This window comes from Flavobacterium anseongense (assembly GCF_021608185.1).
In the GTDB taxonomy this organism is placed as follows: Bacteria; Bacteroidota; Bacteroidia; order Flavobacteriales; family Flavobacteriaceae; genus Flavobacterium; species Flavobacterium anseongense.
In genome coordinates this window covers 520,086-544,029 of the sequence record NZ_JAKIHN010000001.1, presented here as the reverse complement: position 1 = coordinate 544,029, position 23,944 = coordinate 520,086, and the positions used below count along the sequence as shown (strand labels likewise).

Here is a 23,944-nt window from a genome sequence, read left to right as displayed (position 1 = left end):
TCAGTGGATTAGTGATTGAATGTATTCATCGAAGGTAAGAATATTTTTATTATAACCAAAATATAAGTTTAGGAGATCAGCTTCCGTTTTAATTTTTGATTTTAGATAATTATTCAGATTTTGATTGTTTATGCGAATGAGAGTTATATTTAATTTTTTCTCGACGATAGGAATAAGTATCTGTTTATAGGATTTATTTTCAGAATTGTTTTCGCATTTTACAATTGTTTCAAAAGCTTTTTCATACTCATTATGATTGAAATAAGTTGCGGCTAAATTGATTCTGGCATCTTCATAATTTGGAGAAATGGTCAGGGCTTCTTTGTAGTGTTTAATGCCATATGCGGTTTCACCGTTTTTTATATAGGCAGAACCTAAATCATTGTTGACAACCAAATTGTATGGATTAACATTATAAGCATCGAGGAAATAATTCAAGCTTTCATCAAAATAACCCTGATTATATTGTATCCTGCCAATATGCCAATCCAGCGGAATTGCGAAATTATCTGTAGATAAACAATAGGTTTTCGCTTTGTTAAACTCGAAAAGCGCTGTTGTAATATCTGATTTTTTTTCGGCTTCTAAAGCTTTATATAAATGTATTTCACCTTTTATCCTGTACACTAATACGGACGCTGAATACATTAACAGAATGAGGCTGCTGAGATAAAAAATGCGTGAAGGAATGGCTATTTTTCTGATACTCTTAGCTTTTATATATTTGGCATTGATTATCGAAAAAGTGACAAACAACAAGATTTGATGTTCGATTCGGGTTATAGGGAAATCAAAAAAGGCAACAATCAGATAGCAAACAATAAAGAAAAATAAATAGCTGGCGTTTTTTCGGTCAGTGCTGTTTTCTTCGTTTTTTGCCAGCCAATATGCTTGATACAGCATAGATACAAAAATCCCTATATAACATAAGAATCCAAAGATTCCGATTTCGGAAAGAACCAGCAAAAAATCATTGTGCGGAGTACCAACCATCATTCTGCCGTTAATAATATTTGCATCAGAAAATTGGTGTAAGCCATATTTTGGGTAAGTGTTAATCCAGTTCCCGAGACCAACTCCATTAAAAAAATTATCTGTCGTCATGTAGATTGATTGTTTCCAAAACTCCAACCTTTCATAAAAAGTCCCCGAAGAAAGCAATCTGGAAAAATAGTGTTCCCTTATACCTGAAGATGAAGGAATGTTGCTTTTAATTGAAAGAAGTGTCCAGATGCCAATTGCCGCTGTTCCGATTACTGCAATGATTAACCAATAGTAGATTTTTTTTGAAAACCTAGTTTTTATTTGAAGCACAAAAGCCAAAAATAAATATAAACTAAGTGCTATCAGTACGGTTCTGGTTCTCAACATCAAAAGCAGTAAAATACTAAAAACAATTGCTGTGACAGAAATCATTTTAATTTTTTTTGACATAGCAATTCCCATGAAATAAAAAGGGAAACAAAAAAACAAAATGGAGGATAGAAAGTTCTTGTTTCCAAAAGTGCCGGTTACAATAGTAATCTTTCTAAAAAAATTATATCCGTCTATGGTTTTGTTAAGCACTGCAATTAATGCAATTGCTGTAGCCAACGAACCAAATAATATTACGTGTGATTTTATCTTCTCAATGTCAAGCAAATTGTTAATTGCCAAATGCCTGACTAGTAAAAAAAACAGAAAATAAATCAGATATTTAGATAATGTAGCATGACTCAAGTCAGGAATTTGGGACTTTGCAAATGAACAGACACAAAAAAAAATAAATCCAAAAAACAGTATAACAGTTGTGTCTGCTGTATAAAAGCCAATAGCCTTATTTCTGGTAAATAAAAAAAACAAGACGGAGAATAAAAAAACCGTGGTCAACAACTGCCTTGCCAATAAGAAAGGATCCGATATTGAGCTAAAAAAAACAAATTGAAGTAAAAGAAAATAGAGAAATGAAAGTAAATTAAAAGTTTTGCTTTTATTCAGTAAATCCATAAATATTCTTTTATTGTTTTTCAAAAATACATTTAATAAGAATGTCTTTTAAATATATTTGCTTTTATAAGCAACTTTGATGAACGAGAAACACCAGATAAACTTAACCTTACTTCATATTGGCATAGGCTCTTTGATAGCATTTTATCCTTCTTTGGCTAAAATTTACCTGTTTCTTATTGTTTTAACTGGCTTTTACTTTGTTGTTAAAAACAAAAACAAAAACAACGAAGTACTTTATGTTATAGCGTACATTGCCGGAAGTGAAGTTTTTCTAAGGGCAACTACTGAAAATATGCTATATGAATTTGGGAAATATTCTATGCTGTTTTTTGTCCTGACTGGTTTTTTTTATGATGGTTTCCCAAAAAGTAAAAATCCTTATTGGATCTATTTATTGTTGTTGTTACCCGCAGTTTTTGTTTCATTGCCTTATTTAGATGGAGATATCAGGAGAAAAATATCATTCGAGCTTTTAGGCCCTGTCTGCCTGGGAGTTGTTGCCTTATACACTTATAAGAAGGAAATCTCAGTTGTACAGATAAAATTTCTTTTAACATTGCTGGCACTTCCTGTATTTGCCTCGTGCGTGTATTTGATTGTAGGATATTCTCATAACACTTATGTCGTAAACTCTTTTAGTTCCAATTTTTATTATTCAGGTGGTTTTGGTCCGAATCAAATGGCTACAGCTTTGGGACTGGGCGCATTTATTTATTTGCTGAAGGTAATAACGGAATCTGATAGCCAGAGAATCTTTTATCTGAATGTCATTATTTTTTGCCTCATCTCTTATCGGGGATTGCTGACTTTTTCCCGAGGAGGAACTGCAACTGCAGCAATCGTAGCCTTAGCGCTGTTTGTTTCAATTTATATTAGCAGAAAAGGAATTTATCAATTGAAACGGAAATTTGGATTGCTGGCACTAATGCTGATCTCAATTTTCATACTAACTGCTTATCAAACAGAAAACTCTTTGTTAAAAAGATATATAAAATGCGAAATATTAAATTCTAATGATAAAATAAAAAAAAGAGGTCGATACATGCAGGTTAGATCGGACATCCAAAATTTCACTAAAAATCCGTTATTGGGAGTTGGTGTTGGAAAAGGGATGGAAATTAGAAATAGTACTTATAAGCAAGAGCTTAGAACACACACCGAAATAACAAGATTGTTATCAGAGCACGGAGTTCTTGGGCTTTTTTGTTTATTAATTTTAATTTTTTATCCTCTTCAACTTTATTTTAAGGATTTTCGAAACTTTTATTTGTTGCCATTCTTTATTTTTTGGTTGTTTACCATAAATCATTCAGCCACACGCATCATTGCACCATTATTTATCTATTCGCTGACATTATTGCAAATTAATTCTGAAGAGGGAGAAAATGCTGTGGTTATCGAATAGTTCTTATGTAAATTTTTGATTACTCTCAATAAAAAAACCGCCAATCTTTCGAAAAGCGGTTTTTTATTCTGAATTTATTTCAGAACTTTTATTCTTTGATTTCCTTTCCTTCTTTATCGAAGAATCGGTACTCTAAATACGTGTAAGCGTCACGAGGTATGATTTTCACCCATTTTTTATGTTCAAAAAACCATTTTGAACGTAATGATGGAAAACCTTTTTTAAGGTATGCTGCCACAAAAGGATGAACGTTTAGTTTCACGCCGCTGTGGTCTTTAATAATTTTTTCAAGTGAAAAATTAATCTTGTCAATAATCTGAATCGGCGCATCTACATCGCCACTCAAATTATTCGGATTTTCTTCCCTTGTTTCAATATTTACTTCTGGTCTTACCCGCTGTCTTGTAATTTGAACTAATCCAAATTTACTTGGCGGTAAGATTTTGTGTTTGGCTTTATCGTCGCTCATTTCTTCTCTAAGGAAGTTGAACAACACTTGGCGATTGTCTGGATCTTTCATATCGATAAAATCGACTACGATAATTCCGCCCATATCCCGAAGACGTAATTGTCTTGCGATTTCTGCTGCGGCTATCATATTTACTTCGAGAGCAGTATCTTCCTGATTGTTGGCTTTGTTAGAACGGTTTCCGCTGTTCACGTCAATAACGTGTAAAGCTTCGGTGTGTTCTATAATCAAATAGGCGCCTTTACTCATAGATACTGTTCGCCCGAAAGAGGTTTTTATTTGTCTTTCGATATGATATTTTTCAAACAATGGCGTGTCTTTCGACTGATAAAACTTTACAATTTTTTGTTTCTCCGGAGCTATTTCGGCTAAATAGTCCTTTGTTTCTTGGTACAACTCTTCATCATCAATTTGAATACTGGTAAAAGTATCGTTGAATACATCTCTAAGTATTGAAGAAGCTTTATTAAGTTCTCCTAACACCTTTGATGGATGATGTGCGGTTGGTAATTTTTTACTCATTGCAGTCCATCTATTCATTAAGTTCTGCAAGTCTTTTTCTAATTCGGCTATGTTTTTGCCTTCGGCTACTGTTCTCACAATAACACCAAAACCTCTTTGTTTGATAGATTGTACCAGTTTTTTAAGACGGTCTTTTTCTTCTTTGGATTCTATTTTTTGTGAAACAGAAACGCGATCCGAAAAAGGCACTAAGACTAAAAAGCGTCCGGCGAATGAAAGCTCACAGCTTATTCTTGGACCTTTTGTAGAAATAGGTTCTTTTACTACTTGTACTAATATTGACTGATTGGCGTTTAGTATGTCTGCTACTGCACCATCTTTGTCAATTTCTTTCTCAAACTGGAAGTTTTTTAGGGAGAAATCTTTTAGTTTACCTGCGCTTACAAGTTTTATGAATTTCACATATGAAGCAAAACTTGGACCCAAATCGTGATAATGTAAAAAGGCATCTTTTTCGTAGCCTACATTTACAAAAGCAGCATTCAATCCGGCAACGGGTTTCCTTATTTTGGCAATAAAAATATCGCCAACCTGGAAGTTGCTTGTTTCTTTTTCTTTGTGTAATTCAATTAGTTTTCCATCTTTTAATAAGGCAAAATCTACAGCGTCATCACTAGATCTAATGATTAGTTCTTTATTCACTTTGTAAATTTTTATCCAAGCTGGTTGTCGGTTGTTGGTTGTCAGTTGTCAATTATTGGTTGTTGGTTATTGGTTGTCGGTTGTTGGCTATTGGTAGAGTTACCACCATCAACTATAAACTGTAAACTATCAACTGTAAACTATCAACTATCAACTATAAACCATCAACTCCTCAAGGATGGATTAAACATTTTAAACAGGTAATTGTTTTTTACCCGGCGGAATTTTTCAATTCCAATTTCAATGAACGTTTTCTAAAAAAAGAAAAGTAGTTTAAAACTACTTTTTCTTTTTGTGTCGGTTAGCTCTCGCACGTTTTTTACGTTTGTGCGTTGCTACCTTATGTCTCTTTCTTTTTTTACCACTTGGCATAAGCTGGTTATTTTTTGATTAATAAATATTTTTTATACTGCTACTTCAGTATTGGTTTTTATTGCTTCTACAAATACTTTTGCAGGTTTGAATGCAGGAATATTGTGTGCTGGAATTTTGATTGTCGTATTTTTTGAAATGTTTCTACCAGTTTTTTCAGCTCTAGTTTTGATAATGAAGCTACCAAAACCTCTTAAATAAACATTGTCTCCAGTTTCTAAAGAAGATTTAACTTCTTCCATAAACGCTTCAACTACTGCTTGAACATCTCCTTTTTCAAGTCCTTTTCTTTCTGAAATCTTTGCTACGATATCTGCTTTCGTCATTTTCTTTCGTATTTATTATTAATTATGTAATTTTTTTGAGGTTGCAAATATATGAATAATAAAAACAATATTTCAAGCATAATCTATTAAAATTTAATCACATAAAGATTTATTTTTGTAATCCACAATTTAGCTATGAATTTTCCTAAAGTACTTATTCAATGGTATTTACAAAACAAACGTGATTTGCCATGGCGCAATGACACGAATCCGTACACGATTTGGCTTTCAGAAATCATGCTTCAACAAACTCGTGTTGCACAAGGATTGCCTTATTTTTTGCGTTTTACAGAAGCATTTCCGACGGTTTTTGATTTGGCAAATGCCGATGAAGAAGAAGTTTTAAAATTGTGGCAGGGTTTAGGCTATTATTCCAGAGCCAGAAATCTGCATAAAACCGCAAAACAAATTGCTTTTGAACTTAACGGAGAATTTCCAAAAACCTATGCAGAATTATTACATTTAAAAGGAATTGGCGAATACACCGCCGCCGCAATCGCCTCATTTGCATATAACGAAAGTGTTCCTGTAGTTGACGGAAATGTTTTTAGAGTCTTGTCACGCTATTTTGATGTCGAAACCGATATTGCTTCGGCGGGAGCCAAAAAGGAGTTCACCCAATTAGCAGCAGCATTATTACCAAAAGGAGAAGCTAATTTATTCAATCAGGCAATAATGGAGTTTGGTGCTTTGCAATGTGTACCCAAAAATCCGGATTGCAGTAATTGTGTTTTTAATGAAAGTTGTCTGGCTTTGCAGAAGAAAAAAGTAGCACAGCTTCCGGTAAAGTCTAAAAAGTTGAAAGTAACCAAGCGTTATTTTAATTATTTGATTTTTTCAGATCAAAATAGCAATACTATAATCAGTAAAAGAACTCAAAAAGGAATCTGGCATAATCTATATGAGTTTCCGTTGATAGAAACTCAGTCAGTTGAAAATGATTTAACTGTTTTAGAATTAATCCAAAATCAAAATTTTGTAAAAAACAGGATTCAGGAAATACAGCTCTATAATCCCGATGCTATAGTTCACAAACTTTCACATCAGCATCTCTCAATAAAATTCTGGAACATCAAAGTTGAAGGTATTCTTTTTAACGGAATGGATTGGGAATCAGCTTCTAAATTTCCTTTCCCAATCGTCATTTATAATTTTATTGAAAAAGAATGGTTTTAATTTTCAAAAAAAGTAGTAAATTTGAAGGAAGCTAAATTAGTTGAAAATGAATGGTACCTTAAATAAAGTAATGTTAATTGGTCATCTTGGTGACGAAGTCAAGATGCATTATTTTGATGGGGGTAATTGTATTGGTCGTTTTCCTTTGGCAACCAACGAAGTCTATATCAACAAACAAACTAACGAAAAAATTACTTCTACCGAGTGGCATAATCTTGTGGTAAGAAATAAGGCTGCCGAAATTTGTGAAAAATATTTATCAAAAGGTGATAAAATATATATCGAAGGCAGAATAAAATCGCGCCAATGGCAAGCCGAAGACGGAACAACAAAATACACAACCGAAATACAAGTTACCGAGTTTACATTTTTGACTACCAAAAAAGAAGTTGACGGACTAAAAACAACACAAAATGCAGAACCAAAAAGTACTAATTTTGAAGCGCCAAGTCCGGCAGCTCCCGAAAATGATTTGCCGTTCTGATATTGTTTAACTAATCTCTACTTCATTGGACCCAGAGCCCAGTACTAATTTTTTAGCAACTATAGATACCAATTTACTTTTTGGAATTATAGGCATTGCGTTTCTTTTGTTTTGTTCTGCTATGGTTTCTGCTGCAGAAGTAGCGCTTTTTTCGCTTACACAACAAGATTTAAATACTTTATCTGAAAAGGATGCTTCCAAAGCCAGCCTCATTTCTAAATTATTACAGCGTCCAAAAAAATTACTGGCAACTATATTGGTGGCGAATAACTTCAGCCATATTGGAGTTGTAATCATCTTTTCATTTTCGGGGAATTCTATTTTCGAAGGAATAGCTTCGCCCGTATTGAAATTCATTGTCGAAGTAATTCTTATTACATTTTTGATTCTTTTGTTTGGTGAGGTTTTGCCCAAAATCTATGCGAGCCGCAACAATATAAAGTTTTCAAAAGCGGTGGCAACACCAATGAGCGTTTTGGATACATTGCTTTCGCCAATCAGTTTGCCAATGCGCGCCGTAAGTATTTATTTGCATGAGAAATTAGGCAAGCAAAAATCAAATATTTCGGTAGATCAATTGTCGCAGGCATTGGGATTAACTTCTACAGAAGACACAACTACCGAGGAACAAAAAATATTAGAAGGTATTGTTTCGTTTGGGAATACAGATACCAAACAGGTTATGAGTCCAAGAATTGATATTTTTGCACTTGAAATAGATGAAACTTTTGCCGAGATTTACACCAAAATAGTCGATAAAGGCTATTCCAGAATTCCGGTTTATCGGGAAAGCATCGATCATATTGAAGGCGTTTTGTTTGTTAAAGATTTGATTCCGCATATCAATAAAAAAGAATTCGATTGGAATAAGCTGATACGAGAACCATTTTTCGTTCCCGAAAACAAGAAGCTTGATGATTTGCTGAAAGAATTCCAAAGCAAAAAAAGCCATTTAGCTATTGTGGTTGATGAATACGGCGGAACTTCGGGTTTGGTTTCATTAGAAGATGTAATCGAAGAAATTGTTGGCGATATTTCGGATGAGTTTGATGATGAGAATTTGAATTTTTCGCAGATTGATGACAAGAATTTCCTTTTCGAAGGCAAAATAAACCTCAAAGATTTTTACAGAATAGTCGATGTAAATGAAGAAATATTTGAAAGCAGTAAAGGCGAAGCGGAAACCTTGGCAGGATTTATATTAGAAATTTTAGGTAATTTCCCCAAAAAAGGACAGAAAATCCATTTTTCAAATGTGCGTTTCACCATCGAATCTGTCGATAAAAAAAGAATAAAACAATTAAAAGTAACTCTCGAATAAGTCACAATGATAAAAAAAACAGTCGGTTTTCTTGCTATAATAATGTTGTTGATTTCAGCATCAAGCTGCAAAGATGATGCGTTGCCAAAACCGGCAAGTCAGTTGCGATTGGATTATCCAGTTGCCAAATATGCTTTGTTTAGCAATCATTGTCCGATTGAGTTTGAGATGAATGAAGATGCTATTATTAAAGAAGAAAAGAAGTGTGGCTTCACTATTCATTATCCAAAAATGAAAGCAACCATTTATCTTACCTACAAAACAGTAAATAAGAATATAGATTCGCTTTTGAGAGATGCGCAAACATTGACCTACAAACACGTCATAAAAGCGGATGATATTTTGGAACAGCCATACATTAACAATGACAAAAAAGTATACGGAATGTTTTATCAGGTTGATGGAAATGCTGCTACAAACGCTCAATTTTATGCTACAGACAGCATCAAACATTTTGTAACTGGTTCGGTATATTTTTATGCTAAGCCAAAATTTGATTCGATTATGCCTGCCGCGGATTATATCAAAAATGATATGCAGCGTTTACTGGAAACGATTAAATGGAAATAAAAAAGGAACTCAATTGAGTTCCTTTTTAGTTATGTAACGTTGGAATTATACTTTCCCTTTTGTCTGCATTCCCGAAACCTTATAAGTTTCACCATCACCCGTAGCTTCTACCGTTTTTGTTAATTTTTCCGGACTTAAAACTGCAGCGTCAAAATCGACGGTTGCTTCTTTTTTATCAAAATCAACTGTTGCTTTTTTAACGCCATCTAATTGTGATAATTTGGATTCAATGGTTTTAGCACAACCCATAGCGCAGGTCATTCCTTCAATTTTGAAACTTGCCGTTTCCGGTTTTTGGGCTACAACATCTTTTTTCTCAACATTTGCTTCGGCATTTTCAGCTGTAGGTTTACCCGCGGTGTCTTTGCATCCGGTTAATAAAGAAAAAGTTGTAGCAAGCGCTACTATATAACTAGTGGTTTTCATAAAGAGTAATTTTCAGATATAGGCATCAATTTATTTGACAAAAATAATCAAAAATAAAAGTGATTATTCTTAAAATAATTACAAAATTTGATGCTTTCAAAAACTACTATGAAATTACAACAGTTAAAATGGGTTATTCTGATTGTACTTGCTTTAATTTGGGGAAGTTCATTCATACTAATTAAAAGAGGATTAGATGGTTTAAATCCGTTTCAGTTGGGTTCGTTGCGAATCATTTTTTGCGCTCTTTTTCTTTTGATTATTGGTTTTAAAAATATAGCTACCATCCCGCTGCATAAGTGGAAGTATATTGCACTGACTTCTTTATTCGGAACATTTATTCCGGCCTATCTTTTTGCCATTGCCCAAACAGAGATTAACAGTTCGGTGAGTTCGATACTTAATTCTTTAACGCCTTTGAATACGTTAATTTTAGGCGCGATTCTTTTTGGTTTGGATTTTAAAAGAACGCAGATTTTTGGCGTAATCGTTGGCTTAATCGGGACAGTATTATTGATTTTTAACGGAGCAATTCACCATCCGAATCAGAATTATTGGTACACTATTTTGGTACTGATTGCATCGATTTGTTATGCGATGAATGTGAATTTGATAAAAAAATATTTATCCGATTTAAAGCCATTAACCATTACAGTCGGCAACTTTTTAGTGATGTTGTTTCCGGCTTTAGTTGTTTTGTCTTTCACCGATTTCTTTATGGTGATTGAATCAGAAAAAATCCAACATGCCATGATTTTTGTGGCGGTTTTGGGAATAATTGGGACAGGAATTGCCAATGTGCTTTTTTACAAACTAATACAAATCTCGTCTCCGGTTTTTGCTACTTCGGTCACTTATTTGATTCCGGTAGTGGCTTTCTTTTGGGGACTTCTCGATAACGAAATGCTAACACCGTTGCAGTTTATAGGTGCTTTTATTATTTTGATTGGTGTTTACTTATCAAGTAAAAAATAGAAAGCTTAACCGCAAAGCTTTTGGTTTGATATTTGGATTTTTAGAATTTGATTTTATTTTGAATTTATAACAAAAAAAAAGACCGCCAGTAATAGCGGTCTTTTTAGTATCTATTTAATTTCGATTATTGAAAATCAGCATCAGAAACACCTTCGTTAATTTTCACATCACTCATTTTGATGTCTAATTCAAAACCAACATTCATAATAGTGTTGAAAGGTACTTTAACGCCTTTTACATCTCTATAATCGTTGAAGTTTGTTACTCTTGTCATCTTTTGTCCACCTTGCTCATCTGTTGAAGCTTCAGCAGTTTTTAAACCTGATTTCACATCAAAATAATAAGTAGTATCTCCATCAACAACAGCATAAGCATCACCACCATTCATTGGCTCAATTCCTGAAACGGTTACCCCTTTTTTAGTAGCCAATAAAGTTTCGTTGAATAATACTGCGCTCTCTTTCATTTTTGCAAGTTCTTCACCTTCCATAACTTTTTTCTGTCCTTGTTGCATCATGTATCCGGTATTTCCGTTTACAACCTGCTTCATAATAGACCCCATTCCAGCCATAGAAAGTTCAACAGCCATTCTTCCTTTGTTATCCGTTTTTGATGAATAAGACAAAGGCATTGGAGCCTGAGGGATAGTTGTAGAACCGGTATAAGCTATAGATTTAACTGCTTTCACAGCTTTGTCTCCACCAATCGCAGCTACATAAGCATCGATTACTGATTTAACAGTAACTCCTGCAGGAACTGGTTTTTTCATAGCTGGTTTTTCAGTAGGATTACCGAATTTATCGAAATAAAATATTGGAATTTTTAGTTTTTCCAATCCCGAAATCACTTCCGAACCTTTTCCGGTAATTACTATACGTAAATTATCCGCTAAGAAATATTTATTGGCAACTCTCATAATATCTTCCGGTGTAACGGCATTGATATTTTTGATATAGTTTTCATAAAAATCAGCTGGCAAACTTTCAGTTTCTATATTTAAAGCGTAACGGGCAACGGTTGCCGGTTTTTCAACCTGCATTACAAAACGACCAATATAACCTGCTTTTACACTGTTCAACATTTCTTCTGAAACTTTTTCAGTTCTGATTTTCTTTAGTTCTTTTAAAGATTCTACGACAGAACTATCGGTAACTGCATTTCTAACTTGGGCATTTGCTTTGAATTTGCTGTAGATGTTTTTGTCAAAACCAACACTAGAGCGTGCACCATAAGTCCAACCATGAGCTTCACGAAGATTCATGTTCAAATAACTGTTGAAATCGCCACCAAAAACTTGGTTAGCTAAAATCACAGGAAAGTAATCAGCATCAGACATTTTTAGATTTACGGTGTTAATCAAAGAGATTTCAGATTGAACCGCATTTGGCATATCCACAAAATTGATTTGTGTATACTGAACGTTGCTTGGATTAGAATACGTTAATCTTGGTGCTGTAGCTTTTACCCATGAACCAAATAGTTTTTCAACCATTTTTTTCACTTCTTTTGTTTTTACATCACCAACGATTACTAAATAAGCACGTTCCGGAACGAAATAAGAAGCATAGTTTGCTTTTACATCAGCCAAAGAAACGTTGTTAATGGTTTCTTCTGATAAATATTCTCCAGCCGGATGATTTTTGCCATAAGCCAAAACATTTTCAACTCTTCCGGCAACTACCGAAACACTTTTTTCCTGTGCTTTTAATCCGTCGATAAGTTTTTCTTTTTCTTTATCAAATTCTTCCTGTGTGAAGTTTGGTGATAAAGCACCTTCAGCCATAAGCTCTAAAATTCTTTTGGAATATTTAGACAATCCGTTTGCAGAAGCTCCTGATGAAAAGAAATTGATATCAGCTCCAAGAAAATCTACTTCTTCGTTAAAAGCATCCTTTGTTGTTTTTATAGAACCATTTCCAATTAAGCTGCTGGTTAAATCATCAACTCCTTTTTTGTTTCCTTCAGCATAAGGAGCATTGTCAATAGTTAAATTGAATGAAACTCTGGGAAGTTTATGGTTTTCGACAACTAAAACTTTTAATCCGTTTGGTAACGAAAAAGTTTCAGGTTTTTTAATATTGATTGTTGGCGATGGTCCAGGTTTTGGCTGTGTTCTGTCTTGTGCTTGCATAATTAAAGTTAAAAACAAGCTTGATAATACTATAATTGATTTTTTCATTTTCTTACGGTTTATTGTTTGTTTTCAGCTTTGTCTTTTGCAGGTATATAATCCAAAATCAAACGTTGGTTTGGATTTAAGTATTTTTTAGCAGCATCTCTCATTTCTTCACGAGTGATAGAACGATAGATATCGATATTTGTATTAACCAAATTAACATCACCATACAATAAATAGTATGTTGCTAAGTTTTCTGCAACACCTTCAATACCTGAATTTTCGTTAACATAATTGCTTTCGTTGATGTTTTGCAGTTTTTGAAAATCTTTTTCTGAAATCAAATCAGTTTGTAACTTCACGATTTCTTCATCAACTTCTTTCATTAAGTCAGCTGAAGTGAAATCTCCTTGTGGCATTCCATAAAGAATGTATTGTCCGTAATCTTCCTGCGCATAATTGAAAGCTCCGATTTGCAAAGCCATTTTTTTATCGTCAACGATTTTTTTGTACAATTTAGAACTTTTCCCATTGCTTAAATAAGTAGAAATCATATCCAAAACTCTTGCATCACGGGTTTTCATAGATGGAATTCTATAAGCAGCAACAACCATTGGTTTTTGAATATTTGGATCTTCGTAAGTTGCACGAATTGTTTCTGTGATAGGCGCTTCTGTAAAAGTTTGCTTTTTCAATTCAACGCCTCTTGGTATTGGTCCGAAATATTTCTCAATCCACGCTTTTGTTTGAGCGATGTCAATTTGACCTGCTACTACCAAAACAGCATTGTTTGGAGAATAGAATTTTTTGTTAAAATCTTGAAACTCTTTTAAAGTTGCGGCATCCAAATGTTCCATAGAACCGATAGTTGCCCAACGGTAAGGATGCACTTTAAACATGTTTTTCTTTACTTCAGCAATCAATTGTCCGTAAGGCTGATTGTCAACACGAAGTCTTTTTTCTTCTTTTACCACTTCGTTTTGTGTATCAACACCAATTTGGTTGATAACCGGATGCATCAATCTTTCTGATTCCATCCACAAACCTAACTCTGTATTGTTCGAAGGGAAAACTTCGAAATAATAGGTTCTGTCTTCTGTAGTGTTGGCGTTGTTAGTTCCTCCGTTTGAAGTTACTATTTTAAACCATTCACCACGTTTGATGTTTTCGGTTCCTTCGAACAGTAAATGTTCAAAAAAGTGAGCAAATCCCGTTCTTTCCGGATTTTCATCTTTTGCACCTACGTGATACATAACAGAGGTAATTACAACAGGCGCAGATGGGTCATTGTGTAAAATTACATGAAGACCGTTTGGCAAATCGTACTCCTCGAAAGCGACCTTTTGGGCCTGAGCTGTTCCTCCAAGCATAAGCATTGAACTTAAAGCGATTAATGAATTTTTCATAAAAAATTTAATTTTTCAGTTGATTGTTCAGTTAGTTGACTAACCATTTAATTTGTTACACCAAATGTATCTTTTTTTATTTATTTCCTTAAAAATATTTCCACTTCATAAAAGCTTGATTTTAAATACTAAACTTTTTTTACATAGAGGTTGCGTGTGTGGAAAATAGTCGTATATTTGCGGACTTAAAAAAATTAACTAAATAGTAATGTTATGTATGCAATCGTAGAGATAGCAGGGCAACAATTCAAAGTAAGCAAAGACTTAAAGGTTTATGTTCACCGTTTAGCTAATGAAGAAGGTTCAAAAGTTACTTTTGACAAAGTTCTTTTATTAGACGATAATGGAAACATCACTTTAGGCGCCCCAGCTATAGAAGGTGCTTCAGTAGAAGCCAAAGTGTTATCACACTTAAAAGGAGATAAAGTAATCGTTTTCAAAAAGAAAAGAAGAAAAGGATTCAAAAAGAGAAACGGTCACCGTCAGTACTTAACTCAAATTCTTGTAGAAGGAATTTCAGCGACAGGTGGAAAGAAAGCAGCTCCTAAAGCAGAAAAGGCTGTAGCAGCAACTGAAGAAGCAGAAGCTCCAAAAAAAGCTAAAGCTCCAAAAGCAGAAAAGGCAACTGAAGCAGCTCCAAAAAAAGCAGCTCCAAAAGCTAAAAAAGAAGATACTCAAGAATAATAACAATATTTAAAACTTATACGTCATGGCTCACAAGAAAGGTGTCGGTAGTTCTAAGAATGGTAGAGAATCAGAATCGAAACGTTTAGGCGTTAAGATTTATGGTGGTCAAGCTGCAATTGCTGGTAACATCATTGTTAGACAAAGAGGTTCTAAACACAATCCGGGAGAAAACGTTTACATGGGTAAAGATCATACTTTACATGCAAAAGTTGACGGAATCGTAAAATTCCAGAAAAAAGGAGATAACAAATCATTTGTATCTATCCTTCCGTTTGAAGCATAAGAACAACTCTTATTTATATACAAAACCCGATTCAGTAATGAGTCGGGTTTTTTGTTACCAATATTCAATCCCTACGGTATTCTACACTGATGCAATCCCGTTAGGGATTCAATACAGGTAGAAAAATTAAATTCAAAAGGTAAATCCCTTCAGGGATAGTATAAACAAAACCCGATTCAGATTCGGATTGTTTTTTTGCAGCGAATAGTTTGGGCATTCTTGGATTCCATTTTCCCGCTTTCCACTATACAAGGTGTCGTTACAATCGGGGCTAGTTTGGATTTGTCTTTTGTGTCAGTTATATCGTCCCTAACGGGACTTTCTTCTTTATTGACATTAAATAGCTACCTATATTAAATCCCTATGGGATTGAAAACAAAAAACCCTCACATCACTGTAAGGGTTCTTTTATTCTAACTTCGTACTTCGTATCTCGTACTTCGTCCTTTCTTAGTATCTGTAGTACTCAGGCTTAAATGGTCCTTGAACTTCAACACCAATGTAAGCTGCCTGCTCGTCATTTAATGTTTCTAATTCAACACCAAGTTTAGCTAAATGCAAAGCAGCTACTTTTTCATCTAAATGTTTAGGCAACATATAAACTTCGTTTTTGTAAGCTGAACTGTTGGTCCATAACTCAATTTGAGCCAAGGTTTGGTTGGTGAATGAGTTACTCATTACAAAACTTGGGTGACCTGTTGCACAACCTAAGTTTACCAAACGACCTTCAGCAAGGATGATGATATCTTTTCCTGCGATAGTATATTTATCAACTTGTGGTTTGATTTCGATTTTTGATGCGCCATGGTTTTTGTTTAACCAAGCCATATCAATTTCGTTATCAAAATGACCAATGTTACAAACGATAGTTTTGTCTTTCATTTGTTCGAAGTGGCTTCCCATAACGATATCTTTGTTTCCTGTAGTGGTGATGATAATATCAGCATTACCAACAACAGTGTTTAATCTTTTAACTTCGAATCCGTCCATTGCTGCTTGTAAAGCACAGATTGGATCGATTTCTGTAACAGTTACGATAGAACCGGCACCTCTGAAAGAAGCTGCAGTTCCTTTACCAACGTCACCATATCCACAAACAACTACTCTTTTTCCAGCCAACATAACGTCAGTTGCTCTTCTGATTGCATCAACAGCCGATTCTTTACATCCGTATTTGTTATCGAATTTAGATTTAGTAACCGAGTCATTTACGTTAATAGCCGGCATGAATAACGTACCGTTTTTCATTCTTTCGTATAATCTGTGAACTCCTGTTGTAGTTTCTTCAGACAATCCTTTGATACCAGGAATTAATTCTGGGTAACGGTCGAATACCATATTTGTTAAATCACCACCGTCATCTAATATCATGTTCAATGGTTTTCTGTCTTCACCAAAGAATAATGTTTGCTCAATACACCAGTCAAAAGACTCTTCGTCAAGACCTTTCCATGCGTAAACTTGAATTCCCGCAGCAGCAATAGCAGCAGCAGCCTGATCCTGAGTTGAGAAAATGTTACAAGAAGACCAGGTAACTTCAGCTCCAAGAGCAATTAATGTTTCAATAAGAACCGCAGTTTGAATAGTCATGTGAAGACATCCAGCAATACGAGCTCCTTTTAAAGGTTGGCTTGCACCATACTCTGCACGAAGTGCCATTAATCCCGGCATTTCAGCTTCTGCCAATTCAATTTCTTTTCTTCCCCAAGCTGCAAGCGAAATGTCTTTCACTTTATAAGCTACATAAGGTAATGTTTGTGTACTCATCTATTATGTATATTTGTTTTTTTAATTTCGGTGCAAAATTACAACATAGGTTTTGATTTTTATAATTTATTTTTAAAATTATAAAATGTTTAGCCTTATAATCTTTTGAAAAACAGTAAAATACTAAATGCCTCTACTAAAAATCATAACGTTAAACGATTACACCAAATTGTTGGTTTGGAAAATAACCGAAACCTTTGACGAACTCTTTCAGAGCGTTGCACTGAAAGATGTTTCTTTGGCAAGAGTCGACAATATGAAAGCAGAAAGCCACCAAAAAGGGTTTTTGAGTGTCAGACGATTGTTAATAGAAGCGGGTTATTCCGATTTTGATTTGTATTATGATGAATTTGGGAAACCACATTTAAATGATGGAAAGCACATCTCCATTTCGCATTCGCATGATTTTTCGGTGATTGTTTTGAGCGATGTTAATATTGGTGCCGATTTGGAAATTCTAAAAGACAAAACCCTAAAATTAGCTCCGCGTTTTATGGATGTTTCGCATTTGAATAACCTTAGTAAAGAAGAGGAACTGAGAAAAGCAACTGTAGTTTGGGGCGTAAAGGAATCGGTTTTTAAAATCAAAAACGAAATTGGAATTAGTTTTAAAGATCATATTTTTGAAGATGACTTTAATTTGTCTGATAAGAAATGTACAGTTGAATTGCGTATAAATAACAAAGTCGAACACTTTGATATTGTATTCGACTTTATTGAAAATTATGTTTTTGTGTGTGCCTTTGAAGCTAAATAATTAGCACATTCATTGCAATTGCCAAAATACTTAGCACTGCACTGAATATAGTCATATTAAATACTGTTTTAGGTGACAATTGTGCCAAAATACTAACATTCACCAAGGTGCAGGTAATTACGACCAATCCAAGTTGAATCATTTGAAAGATATTGGTTCCGTTCTCAAGAATATACATTGCGGCAACTCCACCTAAGCAACTTTGCCCAATAATAACCAAGGCTGCAAAGCCTACATAACTTTGTTGAAAATCTCCGAGTGTTTTTTGATATAGTGTCATGATATATGATATTTATGATTTTATAAGACAAAATTACACCGCTTATTATCCCTAAAAAATGATATAAATCATGTTTTGGAAAGTTTACAGATTTTAAAAAAGACTTACATTTACAAACCTTAATCCAAACACAACGCTCATGTTGTATGACCAAATCTTATCGGCCAAAAAAGAATACAAAAAACTACTCGCCATTTTAATCGATCCCGATAAAGTAGCAACAGAAAGTATTCCTGTTTTAGCAGAAAAGATAAAGCAATCACCAGCAACGCACATTTTTGTGGGCGGAAGTTCGTTTGATGGGCATCATTTGAATGAAATTATATTCGGATTAAAAGAAAAAGTAGCTTTGCCGATTTTGCTTTTCCCCGGAAATCCATCGCAGATTTCGGCTGCAGCTGATGGGATTTTATTTCTGATGTTACTTTCAGGTAGAAACCCAGATTATTTAGTCGAACACCAAATTAATGCTGTTCCGATTTTAGAGAAAACCAATCTTGAAATTATTTCAACAGGCTATGTTTTAATAGAAAGCGGAAGCGAAACAGCCGTTGAACGCGTAAGCAAAACTAAACCTTTAGCTAAAGACAACAGCAACTATATTGCTCAAACCGCAAAAGCAGGTGAATTAATCGGTAACAAGTTAATCTATCTCGAAGCGGGAAGTGGTGCGTTAAATGCGGTTTCACAGCAAATCATAAAAGAAGTTTCGAGTAGAATTAATGTTCCGTTACTTGTTGGTGGCGGAATACGTTCCAAAAAGCAAATCGATGAAGCTTATGCAGCTGGTGCCGATTTAGTAGTAATAGGAACAGCATTTGAAAATGATATTAACTTTTTTGATAATAAATAACTTGTCACACTGAGCTTGTCGAAGTGTCAAATCCTAAATATAAAATGTTCGAATTTCTGTTTAACCAATATAAAGATGCTTCCACAACACAAATTGTTTTGGAGTTTTTAGCTTTTGTGTTCGGCATAGCAAGTGTTTTTTACGCCAAAAAAGAGAATATACTGGTTTATCCAACCGGACTTATTGCTACGGTTATAACGGTTTATTTGTTATATCAAGCTAAATATTTTGGTGATATGACCATGAATGTTTATTATTCAATAATGAGTATTTACGGTTGGTATAAATGGATGTCAAAATCAAACGAACCCGATTTGGAAATAACCAGAACAAATCTGAAAGAGAAAGTAATTGGCATTTTATTCTTTATCATAACTGTATTTATAACCTATTTGGTTTACAAGTTTTTCGATTACAAACTTGAAATTCCTAATTATATTGATATTTTTACATCCGGTCTTTTTTTCACGGCAATGTGGTATATGGCTTTGAAAAAAATTGAAAACTGGACCTTGTGGATAATTGGAGATTGTATAGTTGTTCCGCTATTTGCCTATAGAGGATTAGGAATGCTCTCACTACAATATTTAATTTTCACAATTTTAGCAATCATGGCTTATTTAGAATGGAAGAGAACTTTACAACAAAAGATAGTTTAACAAAGCAACACGGTTTTACCGAAGCAGATTTTGCCCAAGTCAAAAGGTTGGGGATTTCTTTGGATAAAATCGAAGGCGAACTTTTGTTGTTTCAACTTGGAATTCCAAAGATTACACTCGAAAAACCAGCGACTATAAACGATGGGATTGTAAAATTATCAAATGAAGATTTTCAAAAATTCGCCAATTTTTTTGACACAAAAAAAGATAAATTAAAACTCAAAAAATTTGTTCCGGCTTCAGGCGCAGCAAGCAGAATGTTTAAATTTTTAAGTGAGTTTCTAAATGATTTTGATCATGAAAATGAAACTATAAATGCTTACATCAATAGAAAAAAGGATAAAAACCTACCAATATTTCTTGCCGGAATTGAGAAGTTTCCATTCTATGAAACAATAAAAACCAAATTAAAAGAACTATACCAAGATTACTATTCTTTGGAAAGTCATGAGAAAAGTTATCTCTTTATCAAAACAATGTTATCATCAAACTATTTTGATTTTGCCAACAAACCTAAAGGCGTTTTAGATTTTCATAAATATGAAACAGAAATTGCAACACCAGTAGAAGAACATCTCAATGAATGCGCTTTTTATGCCAGCGCTAATTCGGTTTCGCATTTGCATTTTACGGTTTCTGAAAACCATGAAAAATTATTCCAAAAAATAATAGATAACGTAAAAGACAAAGTCGAAAAAAAATCGAACACAAAACTCAACGTAAGTTACTCGTATCAGGATAAAAGCACGGATACTATTGCAGTTTCTCCAAATAACGAACCATTCCGGAATGAAAAAAATGAATTGGTCTTTCGACCTGGAGGTCATGGAGCATTGATTAATAATCTCAACAATCTAGACGCTGATGTGCTTTTTATCAAAAACATCGACAATGTAATTCAGAATCACATTCAGGAAATTACACTGTATAAAAAAGGATTGGCAGGTATTTTACTCGATTTGCAACAACAGATTTTCAAAATTCTGAAAGCAGTTGAAAATGACGAAATAGCAGAAAGGCACATCCCTGAAATAATTGATTTTATGGAGCAAAAACTAAACATTGATGTTTTGGAAGATTTCCACAAATATACCATTGAGAATAAATTAGAGTTCATAAAAAACAAATTAAACCGTCCAATCAGAGTTTGCGGAATGGTAAAAAATGAAGGAGAACCTGGAGGAGGACCATTTTGGGTAAGAAGTTATAAAGGAAATGTGTCGTTGCAAATTGTTGAAAGCTCTCAGGTTGATACCCATAATAAGGAGCAACTGGAAATTTTGACAAAAGCCACTCATTTTAATCCGGTAGATTTAGTATGTGCTACCAAAAACTATCATGGTGAAAAATTTGATTTGACCCAATTTATAGACTCAAGCACCGGCTTTATTGTTCATAAAAATAATAAAGGCAAAGACTTAAAAGGTTACGAATTACCCGGACTTTGGAATGGCGCCATGGCAAAATGGATTACCGTTTTTGTCGAAGTCCCGCTGGTAACTTTCAATCCGGTTAAAACCGTAAACGATTTGCTAAAACCTGCACATCAACCCCAAAATGGAAACTGAAAAAATCATTGTTGAATTAAGTTTTAAAGCTGTTAGAAGTTCCGGTGCCGGTGGACAAAATGTAAATAAAGTTTCATCCAAAGTAGTCCTGACTTTTGATTTGAATGCTTCACAAGCTCTAAACGAAGAGGAAAAATCAAGAATCAAAATCAAATTGGCATCTAAATTAACTTCAGAAAATCTCCTGATTTTAAACTGTGACGAAGACAGAAGTCAACTCAAAAACAAAACAATCGTCACCAAACGCTTTTTGGAAATGATAGAAAAAGCACTCAAAGTTCCCAAGAAAAGAAAGGCAACCAAAGTTCCAAAAGCGGTTGTAGAAAAAAGATTAAAAGACAAATCAACGCTTTCTGAAATCAAAGAAAACAGAAAGAAACCAAAATTGTAAAATCTAACAGTCCAAAAATCTAATAATCTAAAAATCTTTTTTTACTTTTGCCTTGTCTCAAAAGGGGTGCTCTAAATAACGAGCTGAGATTATACCCAATGAACTTAGAACAGGTAATGCTGTTTAAGGATTTGACGAAAACTAAAGTGCACGTTAGTTGTTGTCAGGAGTATCAATTTAATTTTTAACAAAGAATAATTACCTCTTTTTATTCGTAACATTTTACGAATGGAAAATTTATTATCTACGATCAGTTCGCCTACGGCTCGGGTCAAACAAGGTGCGAGGTACGAAGTACGAAGTACGAAGAAGAAAGTAGCAGTTTCTATTTTTTTCTCTCTATTTTCTTTTTTCTCTTTTGCGCAGCAAAAAGTACAAGACACCACCAAAGTCAACCAACTTGATGAAGTTTTGGTTTCCGGAGTTCGGGCCAACAAAAAAAATCCGGTTACATTTACAAATGTTACCAAAGAAGAAATCACGCCGCGAAATCTAGGGCAGGACATCCCAATTTTATTAAACTATTTACCATCGGTTCTCACAACAACTGATGCAGGAAATGGTGTTGGCTACACTTATATGCGTGTTCGTGGTGCCGATGGTTCAAGAATTAATGTAACGCTGAACGGAATTCCATTTAACGACAGTGAAAGTCAGGGAACTTTTTTTGTTGACCTGCCAGATTTTGCCAGTTCATTAGAAAGTGTTCAATTGCAGCGTGGTGTTGGAACATCGACTAATGGTGCCGGAGCTTTTGGAGCTAGTTTAAACATGCAGACGAAGTCATTTCAGGATAAGGCATATGCCGAAATCTCTAATTCCGGAGGAAGTTTCGGAACTAGAAAACACACCTTAGTTTTCGGTACCGGTTTGCACGATAACTTCGAAATTAACGGAAGGATTTCGCAAATTGCTTCCGATGGTTATATCGACAGAGCTTCAACAAATATGTTTGGTTATTTTTTTGATGTGAATTATGTAGCAAAATCTACCTCACTTAAGTTTATCGCTTTTGGCGGAAAAGAAAAAACTTATCAGGCATGGAATGGACTTGAAGATCCTTATTTATTAGAGCATGACAGAACTTTCAATACGGCTGGAATGTATACCGATGAAAATGGAAATACAAAATTCTATGACAACGAAACCGATAACTATTGGCAACATCATTTTCAGTTGCACTGGTCTGAAAAATGGTCTCAAAAATGGACGTCAAATGTAGCGCTTCATTACACTTTAGGAAAAGGATATTACGAGCAATACAGAGAAGATGCAGATTTAACGGATTATAATTTGCCGAATTTCGAAGGTAACTCGGCTGCTGATTTAGTAAGACAAAAATGGTTGGATAATGACTTTTTCGGAACTACATTTTCATTGAATTATAAGAATAATAAAACCGATATTTTATTTGGTGGCGCAGTCAATCGTTATTTAGGATTGCATTACGGGAAAGTAAAATGGACACAGTTTTATGTTCCGGAATCGAATCTTTATTATGATAATTATGGAAATAAAGATGATATAAATTTTTATACCAAATTCTCGCAAACATTCGGAAAGATAAATTTCTTTGCCGATTTGCAATACCGAATGGTATTCTACAAAGCTACTAGTGAAGTCTTTGGATATGTAGATGATACCTTCCGATTTTTTAATCCAAAAGTGGGTGCGAATTACCAATTGAATACCAATAATGCGATTTATGTTTACGCCGGAATTGCAAATAAAGAGCCACGTCGTGATGATTACGAAAACGGCAGCATCAAACCTGAACGTTTGTACGATTATGAATTGGGATGGAAATACAATTCGGAAAAAGTAACTGTAAACACTAATGCGTTTTATATGCAGTACAAAAATCAGTTGGTTTTAACCGGAGCGTTAAATGATGTTGGCGCGCCAATTTTCACAAATAGCGGTCACAGTTATCGTTATGGAATCGAAATAGAATCGGTAATCAAAGCAATAAGCAAACTAACTTTTCAGCCTAATATTACCTTGAGCCAGAATAAGAATAAAGATTTCTATTTTCAGCGTGATGGCGTTCTGCAGAATTTAGGAAACACAAACATTGCATTTTCACCGGATATTGTTTTTGGAAATGCCACAACCTATTCGCCAATCAAAAATCTGAATCTTACTTTGCTGAATAAGTTTGTCGGAAAACAGTTCATGGGAAATATCGATTCACAAGCATCAATTTTGAAAGCTTACAATGTTCACGATTTGAATATAACTTATTTGTGGAATATCAATAAAGGAATAAAATCGATTCTCTTTTCAGGATTAATAAACAATATCTTTGATTACAAATATGAATCGAATGGTTATTTCTATACGTATGACGATGATTTTTCAACGCCCGGAGTTACAACAACTATAGAAGGTGCAGGATATTATCCGCAGGCGGGGATTAACTTCTTGGCTGGATTAACGGTGAAGTTTTAAAAATCACAACTACCGAAATATTAGGTAGTTGTGATTTTAGTTTTTAGAT

General features: G+C 34.3%; 23 protein-coding genes. 15 read left to right on the top strand and 8 right to left on the bottom strand.

All coding sequences use genetic code 11. The features are described 5' to 3' along the window. Positions 1–1,416 (bottom strand): O-antigen ligase family protein, encoded by a 1,416-nt coding sequence (locus L1S35_RS02425; protein WP_236396228.1) that lies wholly within the window; start codon positions 1,414–1,416, stop codon positions 1–3. 58 nt (positions 1,417–1,474) lie between these two features. Here L1S35_RS02425 and L1S35_RS02420 point away from each other — a divergent pair, with 58 nt between their 5' ends. Further along, positions 1,475–1,687, top strand: coding sequence for a hypothetical protein (locus tag L1S35_RS02420; protein WP_236396226.1), 213 nt, complete (start codon positions 1,475–1,477; stop codon positions 1,685–1,687). A 378-nt stretch (positions 1,688–2,065) separates the two neighbouring features. Continuing rightward, complete coding sequence (locus L1S35_RS02415; protein WP_236396224.1) at positions 2,066–3,394, top strand: O-antigen ligase family protein; 1,329 nt, start codon at positions 2,066–2,068, stop codon at positions 3,392–3,394. Between the two features lie 88 nt (positions 3,395–3,482). Here the strand turns inward: L1S35_RS02415 and L1S35_RS02410 are convergent, their stop codons facing one another. After that, complete coding sequence (locus L1S35_RS02410) at positions 3,483–5,027, bottom strand: Rne/Rng family ribonuclease (protein WP_236396222.1); 1,545 nt, start codon at positions 5,025–5,027, stop codon at positions 3,483–3,485. Positions 5,028–5,431: 404 nt separating this feature from the next. Then, complete coding sequence (locus L1S35_RS02405; RefSeq protein WP_236396220.1) at positions 5,432–5,725, bottom strand: HU family DNA-binding protein; 294 nt, start codon at positions 5,723–5,725, stop codon at positions 5,432–5,434. Positions 5,726–5,860: 135 nt separating this feature from the next. Between L1S35_RS02405 and mutY the strand changes: the two genes are divergently transcribed. Genes mutY through gldD form a run of 4 tightly spaced genes read left to right on the top strand, consistent with a single transcriptional unit; the run spans position 5,861 to position 9,276 of the window. Further along, positions 5,861–6,901 (top strand): A/G-specific adenine glycosylase, encoded by a 1,041-nt coding sequence (mutY, locus tag L1S35_RS02400; RefSeq protein ID WP_236396218.1) that lies wholly within the window; start codon positions 5,861–5,863, stop codon positions 6,899–6,901. Between the two features lie 46 nt (positions 6,902–6,947). Then, positions 6,948–7,385, top strand: coding sequence for a single-stranded DNA-binding protein (locus tag L1S35_RS02395; protein WP_236396217.1), 438 nt, complete (start codon positions 6,948–6,950; stop codon positions 7,383–7,385). 25 nt (positions 7,386–7,410) lie between these two features. Continuing rightward, complete coding sequence (locus L1S35_RS02390; protein ID WP_236396214.1) at positions 7,411–8,706, top strand: gliding motility-associated protein GldE; 1,296 nt, start codon at positions 7,411–7,413, stop codon at positions 8,704–8,706. Between the two features lie 6 nt (positions 8,707–8,712). Beyond that, positions 8,713–9,276: a gliding motility lipoprotein GldD gene (gldD, locus tag L1S35_RS02385; RefSeq protein ID WP_236396212.1), complete on the top strand. Its 564-nt coding sequence runs from the start codon at positions 8,713–8,715 to the stop codon at positions 9,274–9,276. Between the two features lie 45 nt (positions 9,277–9,321). Here the strand turns inward: gldD and L1S35_RS02380 are convergent, their stop codons facing one another. Next, a complete protein-coding gene (locus L1S35_RS02380) occupies positions 9,322–9,702 on the bottom strand; it encodes a heavy-metal-associated domain-containing protein (RefSeq protein WP_236396210.1) in 381 nt (126 codons plus the stop codon). A gap of 108 nt (positions 9,703–9,810) precedes the next feature. Between L1S35_RS02380 and L1S35_RS02375 the strand changes: the two genes are divergently transcribed. Next, entirely contained in the window at positions 9,811–10,677 is an 867-nt protein-coding gene (locus tag L1S35_RS02375) for a DMT family transporter (protein WP_236396208.1), read from the top strand. Between the two features lie 124 nt (positions 10,678–10,801). Here L1S35_RS02375 and L1S35_RS02370 read toward each other — a convergent pair whose 3' ends face one another. Further along, entirely contained in the window at positions 10,802–12,856 is a 2,055-nt protein-coding gene (locus tag L1S35_RS02370; RefSeq protein ID WP_236396206.1) for a M16 family metallopeptidase, read from the bottom strand. Between the two features lie 11 nt (positions 12,857–12,867). Next, on the bottom strand, positions 12,868–14,199 hold the full coding sequence (locus tag L1S35_RS02365) for a M16 family metallopeptidase (RefSeq protein ID WP_236396204.1): 1,332 nt from the start codon (positions 14,197–14,199) through the stop codon (positions 12,868–12,870). A 213-nt stretch (positions 14,200–14,412) separates the two neighbouring features. Between L1S35_RS02365 and rplU the strand changes: the two genes are divergently transcribed. Continuing rightward, entirely contained in the window at positions 14,413–14,883 is a 471-nt protein-coding gene (gene rplU / locus L1S35_RS02360) for a 50S ribosomal protein L21 (RefSeq protein ID WP_236396201.1), read from the top strand. Positions 14,884–14,908: 25 nt separating this feature from the next. Beyond that, complete coding sequence (gene rpmA, locus L1S35_RS02355; protein ID WP_131474614.1) at positions 14,909–15,169, top strand: 50S ribosomal protein L27; 261 nt, start codon at positions 14,909–14,911, stop codon at positions 15,167–15,169. Positions 15,170–15,619: 450 nt separating this feature from the next. Here the strand turns inward: rpmA and ahcY are convergent, their stop codons facing one another. Then, positions 15,620–16,936 carry an adenosylhomocysteinase gene (ahcY, locus tag L1S35_RS02350; RefSeq protein WP_236396199.1) on the bottom strand — a complete coding sequence of 439 codons (1,317 nt, stop codon included), beginning with the start codon at positions 16,934–16,936 and terminating at the stop codon, positions 15,620–15,622. Positions 16,937–17,063: 127 nt separating this feature from the next. Here ahcY and L1S35_RS02345 point away from each other — a divergent pair, with 127 nt between their 5' ends. Next, the gene (locus tag L1S35_RS02345) at positions 17,064–17,693 is read left to right on the top strand and encodes a 4'-phosphopantetheinyl transferase family protein (RefSeq protein ID WP_236396197.1); all 630 of its coding nucleotides are present in this window, start codon (positions 17,064–17,066) and stop codon (positions 17,691–17,693) included. Here the strand turns inward: L1S35_RS02345 and L1S35_RS02340 are convergent. Continuing rightward, positions 17,686–17,973, bottom strand: coding sequence for a hypothetical protein (locus L1S35_RS02340; RefSeq protein ID WP_236396195.1), 288 nt, complete (start codon positions 17,971–17,973; stop codon positions 17,686–17,688). The genes L1S35_RS02345 and L1S35_RS02340 overlap by 8 nt on opposite strands. 139 nt (positions 17,974–18,112) lie before the next feature. Between L1S35_RS02340 and L1S35_RS02335 the strand changes: the two genes are divergently transcribed. The 5 genes from L1S35_RS02335 to L1S35_RS02315 all read left to right on the top strand — a co-directional run bounded on the left by L1S35_RS02335 (position 18,113) and on the right by L1S35_RS02315 (position 23,895). Further along, positions 18,113–18,826 carry a geranylgeranylglyceryl/heptaprenylglyceryl phosphate synthase gene (locus L1S35_RS02335; RefSeq protein WP_236396193.1) on the top strand — a complete coding sequence of 238 codons (714 nt, stop codon included), beginning with the start codon at positions 18,113–18,115 and terminating at the stop codon, positions 18,824–18,826. 44 nt (positions 18,827–18,870) lie between these two features. Then, positions 18,871–19,485: a nicotinamide riboside transporter PnuC gene (gene pnuC, locus L1S35_RS02330; RefSeq protein WP_236396191.1), complete on the top strand. Its 615-nt coding sequence runs from the start codon at positions 18,871–18,873 to the stop codon at positions 19,483–19,485. After that, positions 19,452–21,053 (top strand): DUF4301 family protein, encoded by a 1,602-nt coding sequence (locus tag L1S35_RS02325; RefSeq protein WP_236396189.1) that lies wholly within the window; start codon positions 19,452–19,454, stop codon positions 21,051–21,053. The genes pnuC and L1S35_RS02325 overlap by 34 nt, the downstream gene beginning before the upstream one ends. After that, a complete protein-coding gene (arfB, locus tag L1S35_RS02320) occupies positions 21,043–21,444 on the top strand; it encodes an alternative ribosome rescue aminoacyl-tRNA hydrolase ArfB (RefSeq protein WP_236396187.1) in 402 nt (133 codons plus the stop codon). Before L1S35_RS02325 ends, arfB begins: the two co-directional genes overlap by 11 nt. A 228-nt stretch (positions 21,445–21,672) precedes the next feature. Continuing rightward, positions 21,673–23,895 carry a TonB-dependent receptor gene (locus tag L1S35_RS02315; protein WP_236396185.1) on the top strand — a complete coding sequence of 741 codons (2,223 nt, stop codon included), beginning with the start codon at positions 21,673–21,675 and terminating at the stop codon, positions 23,893–23,895. Positions 23,896–23,944: the final 49 nt, after the last annotated feature.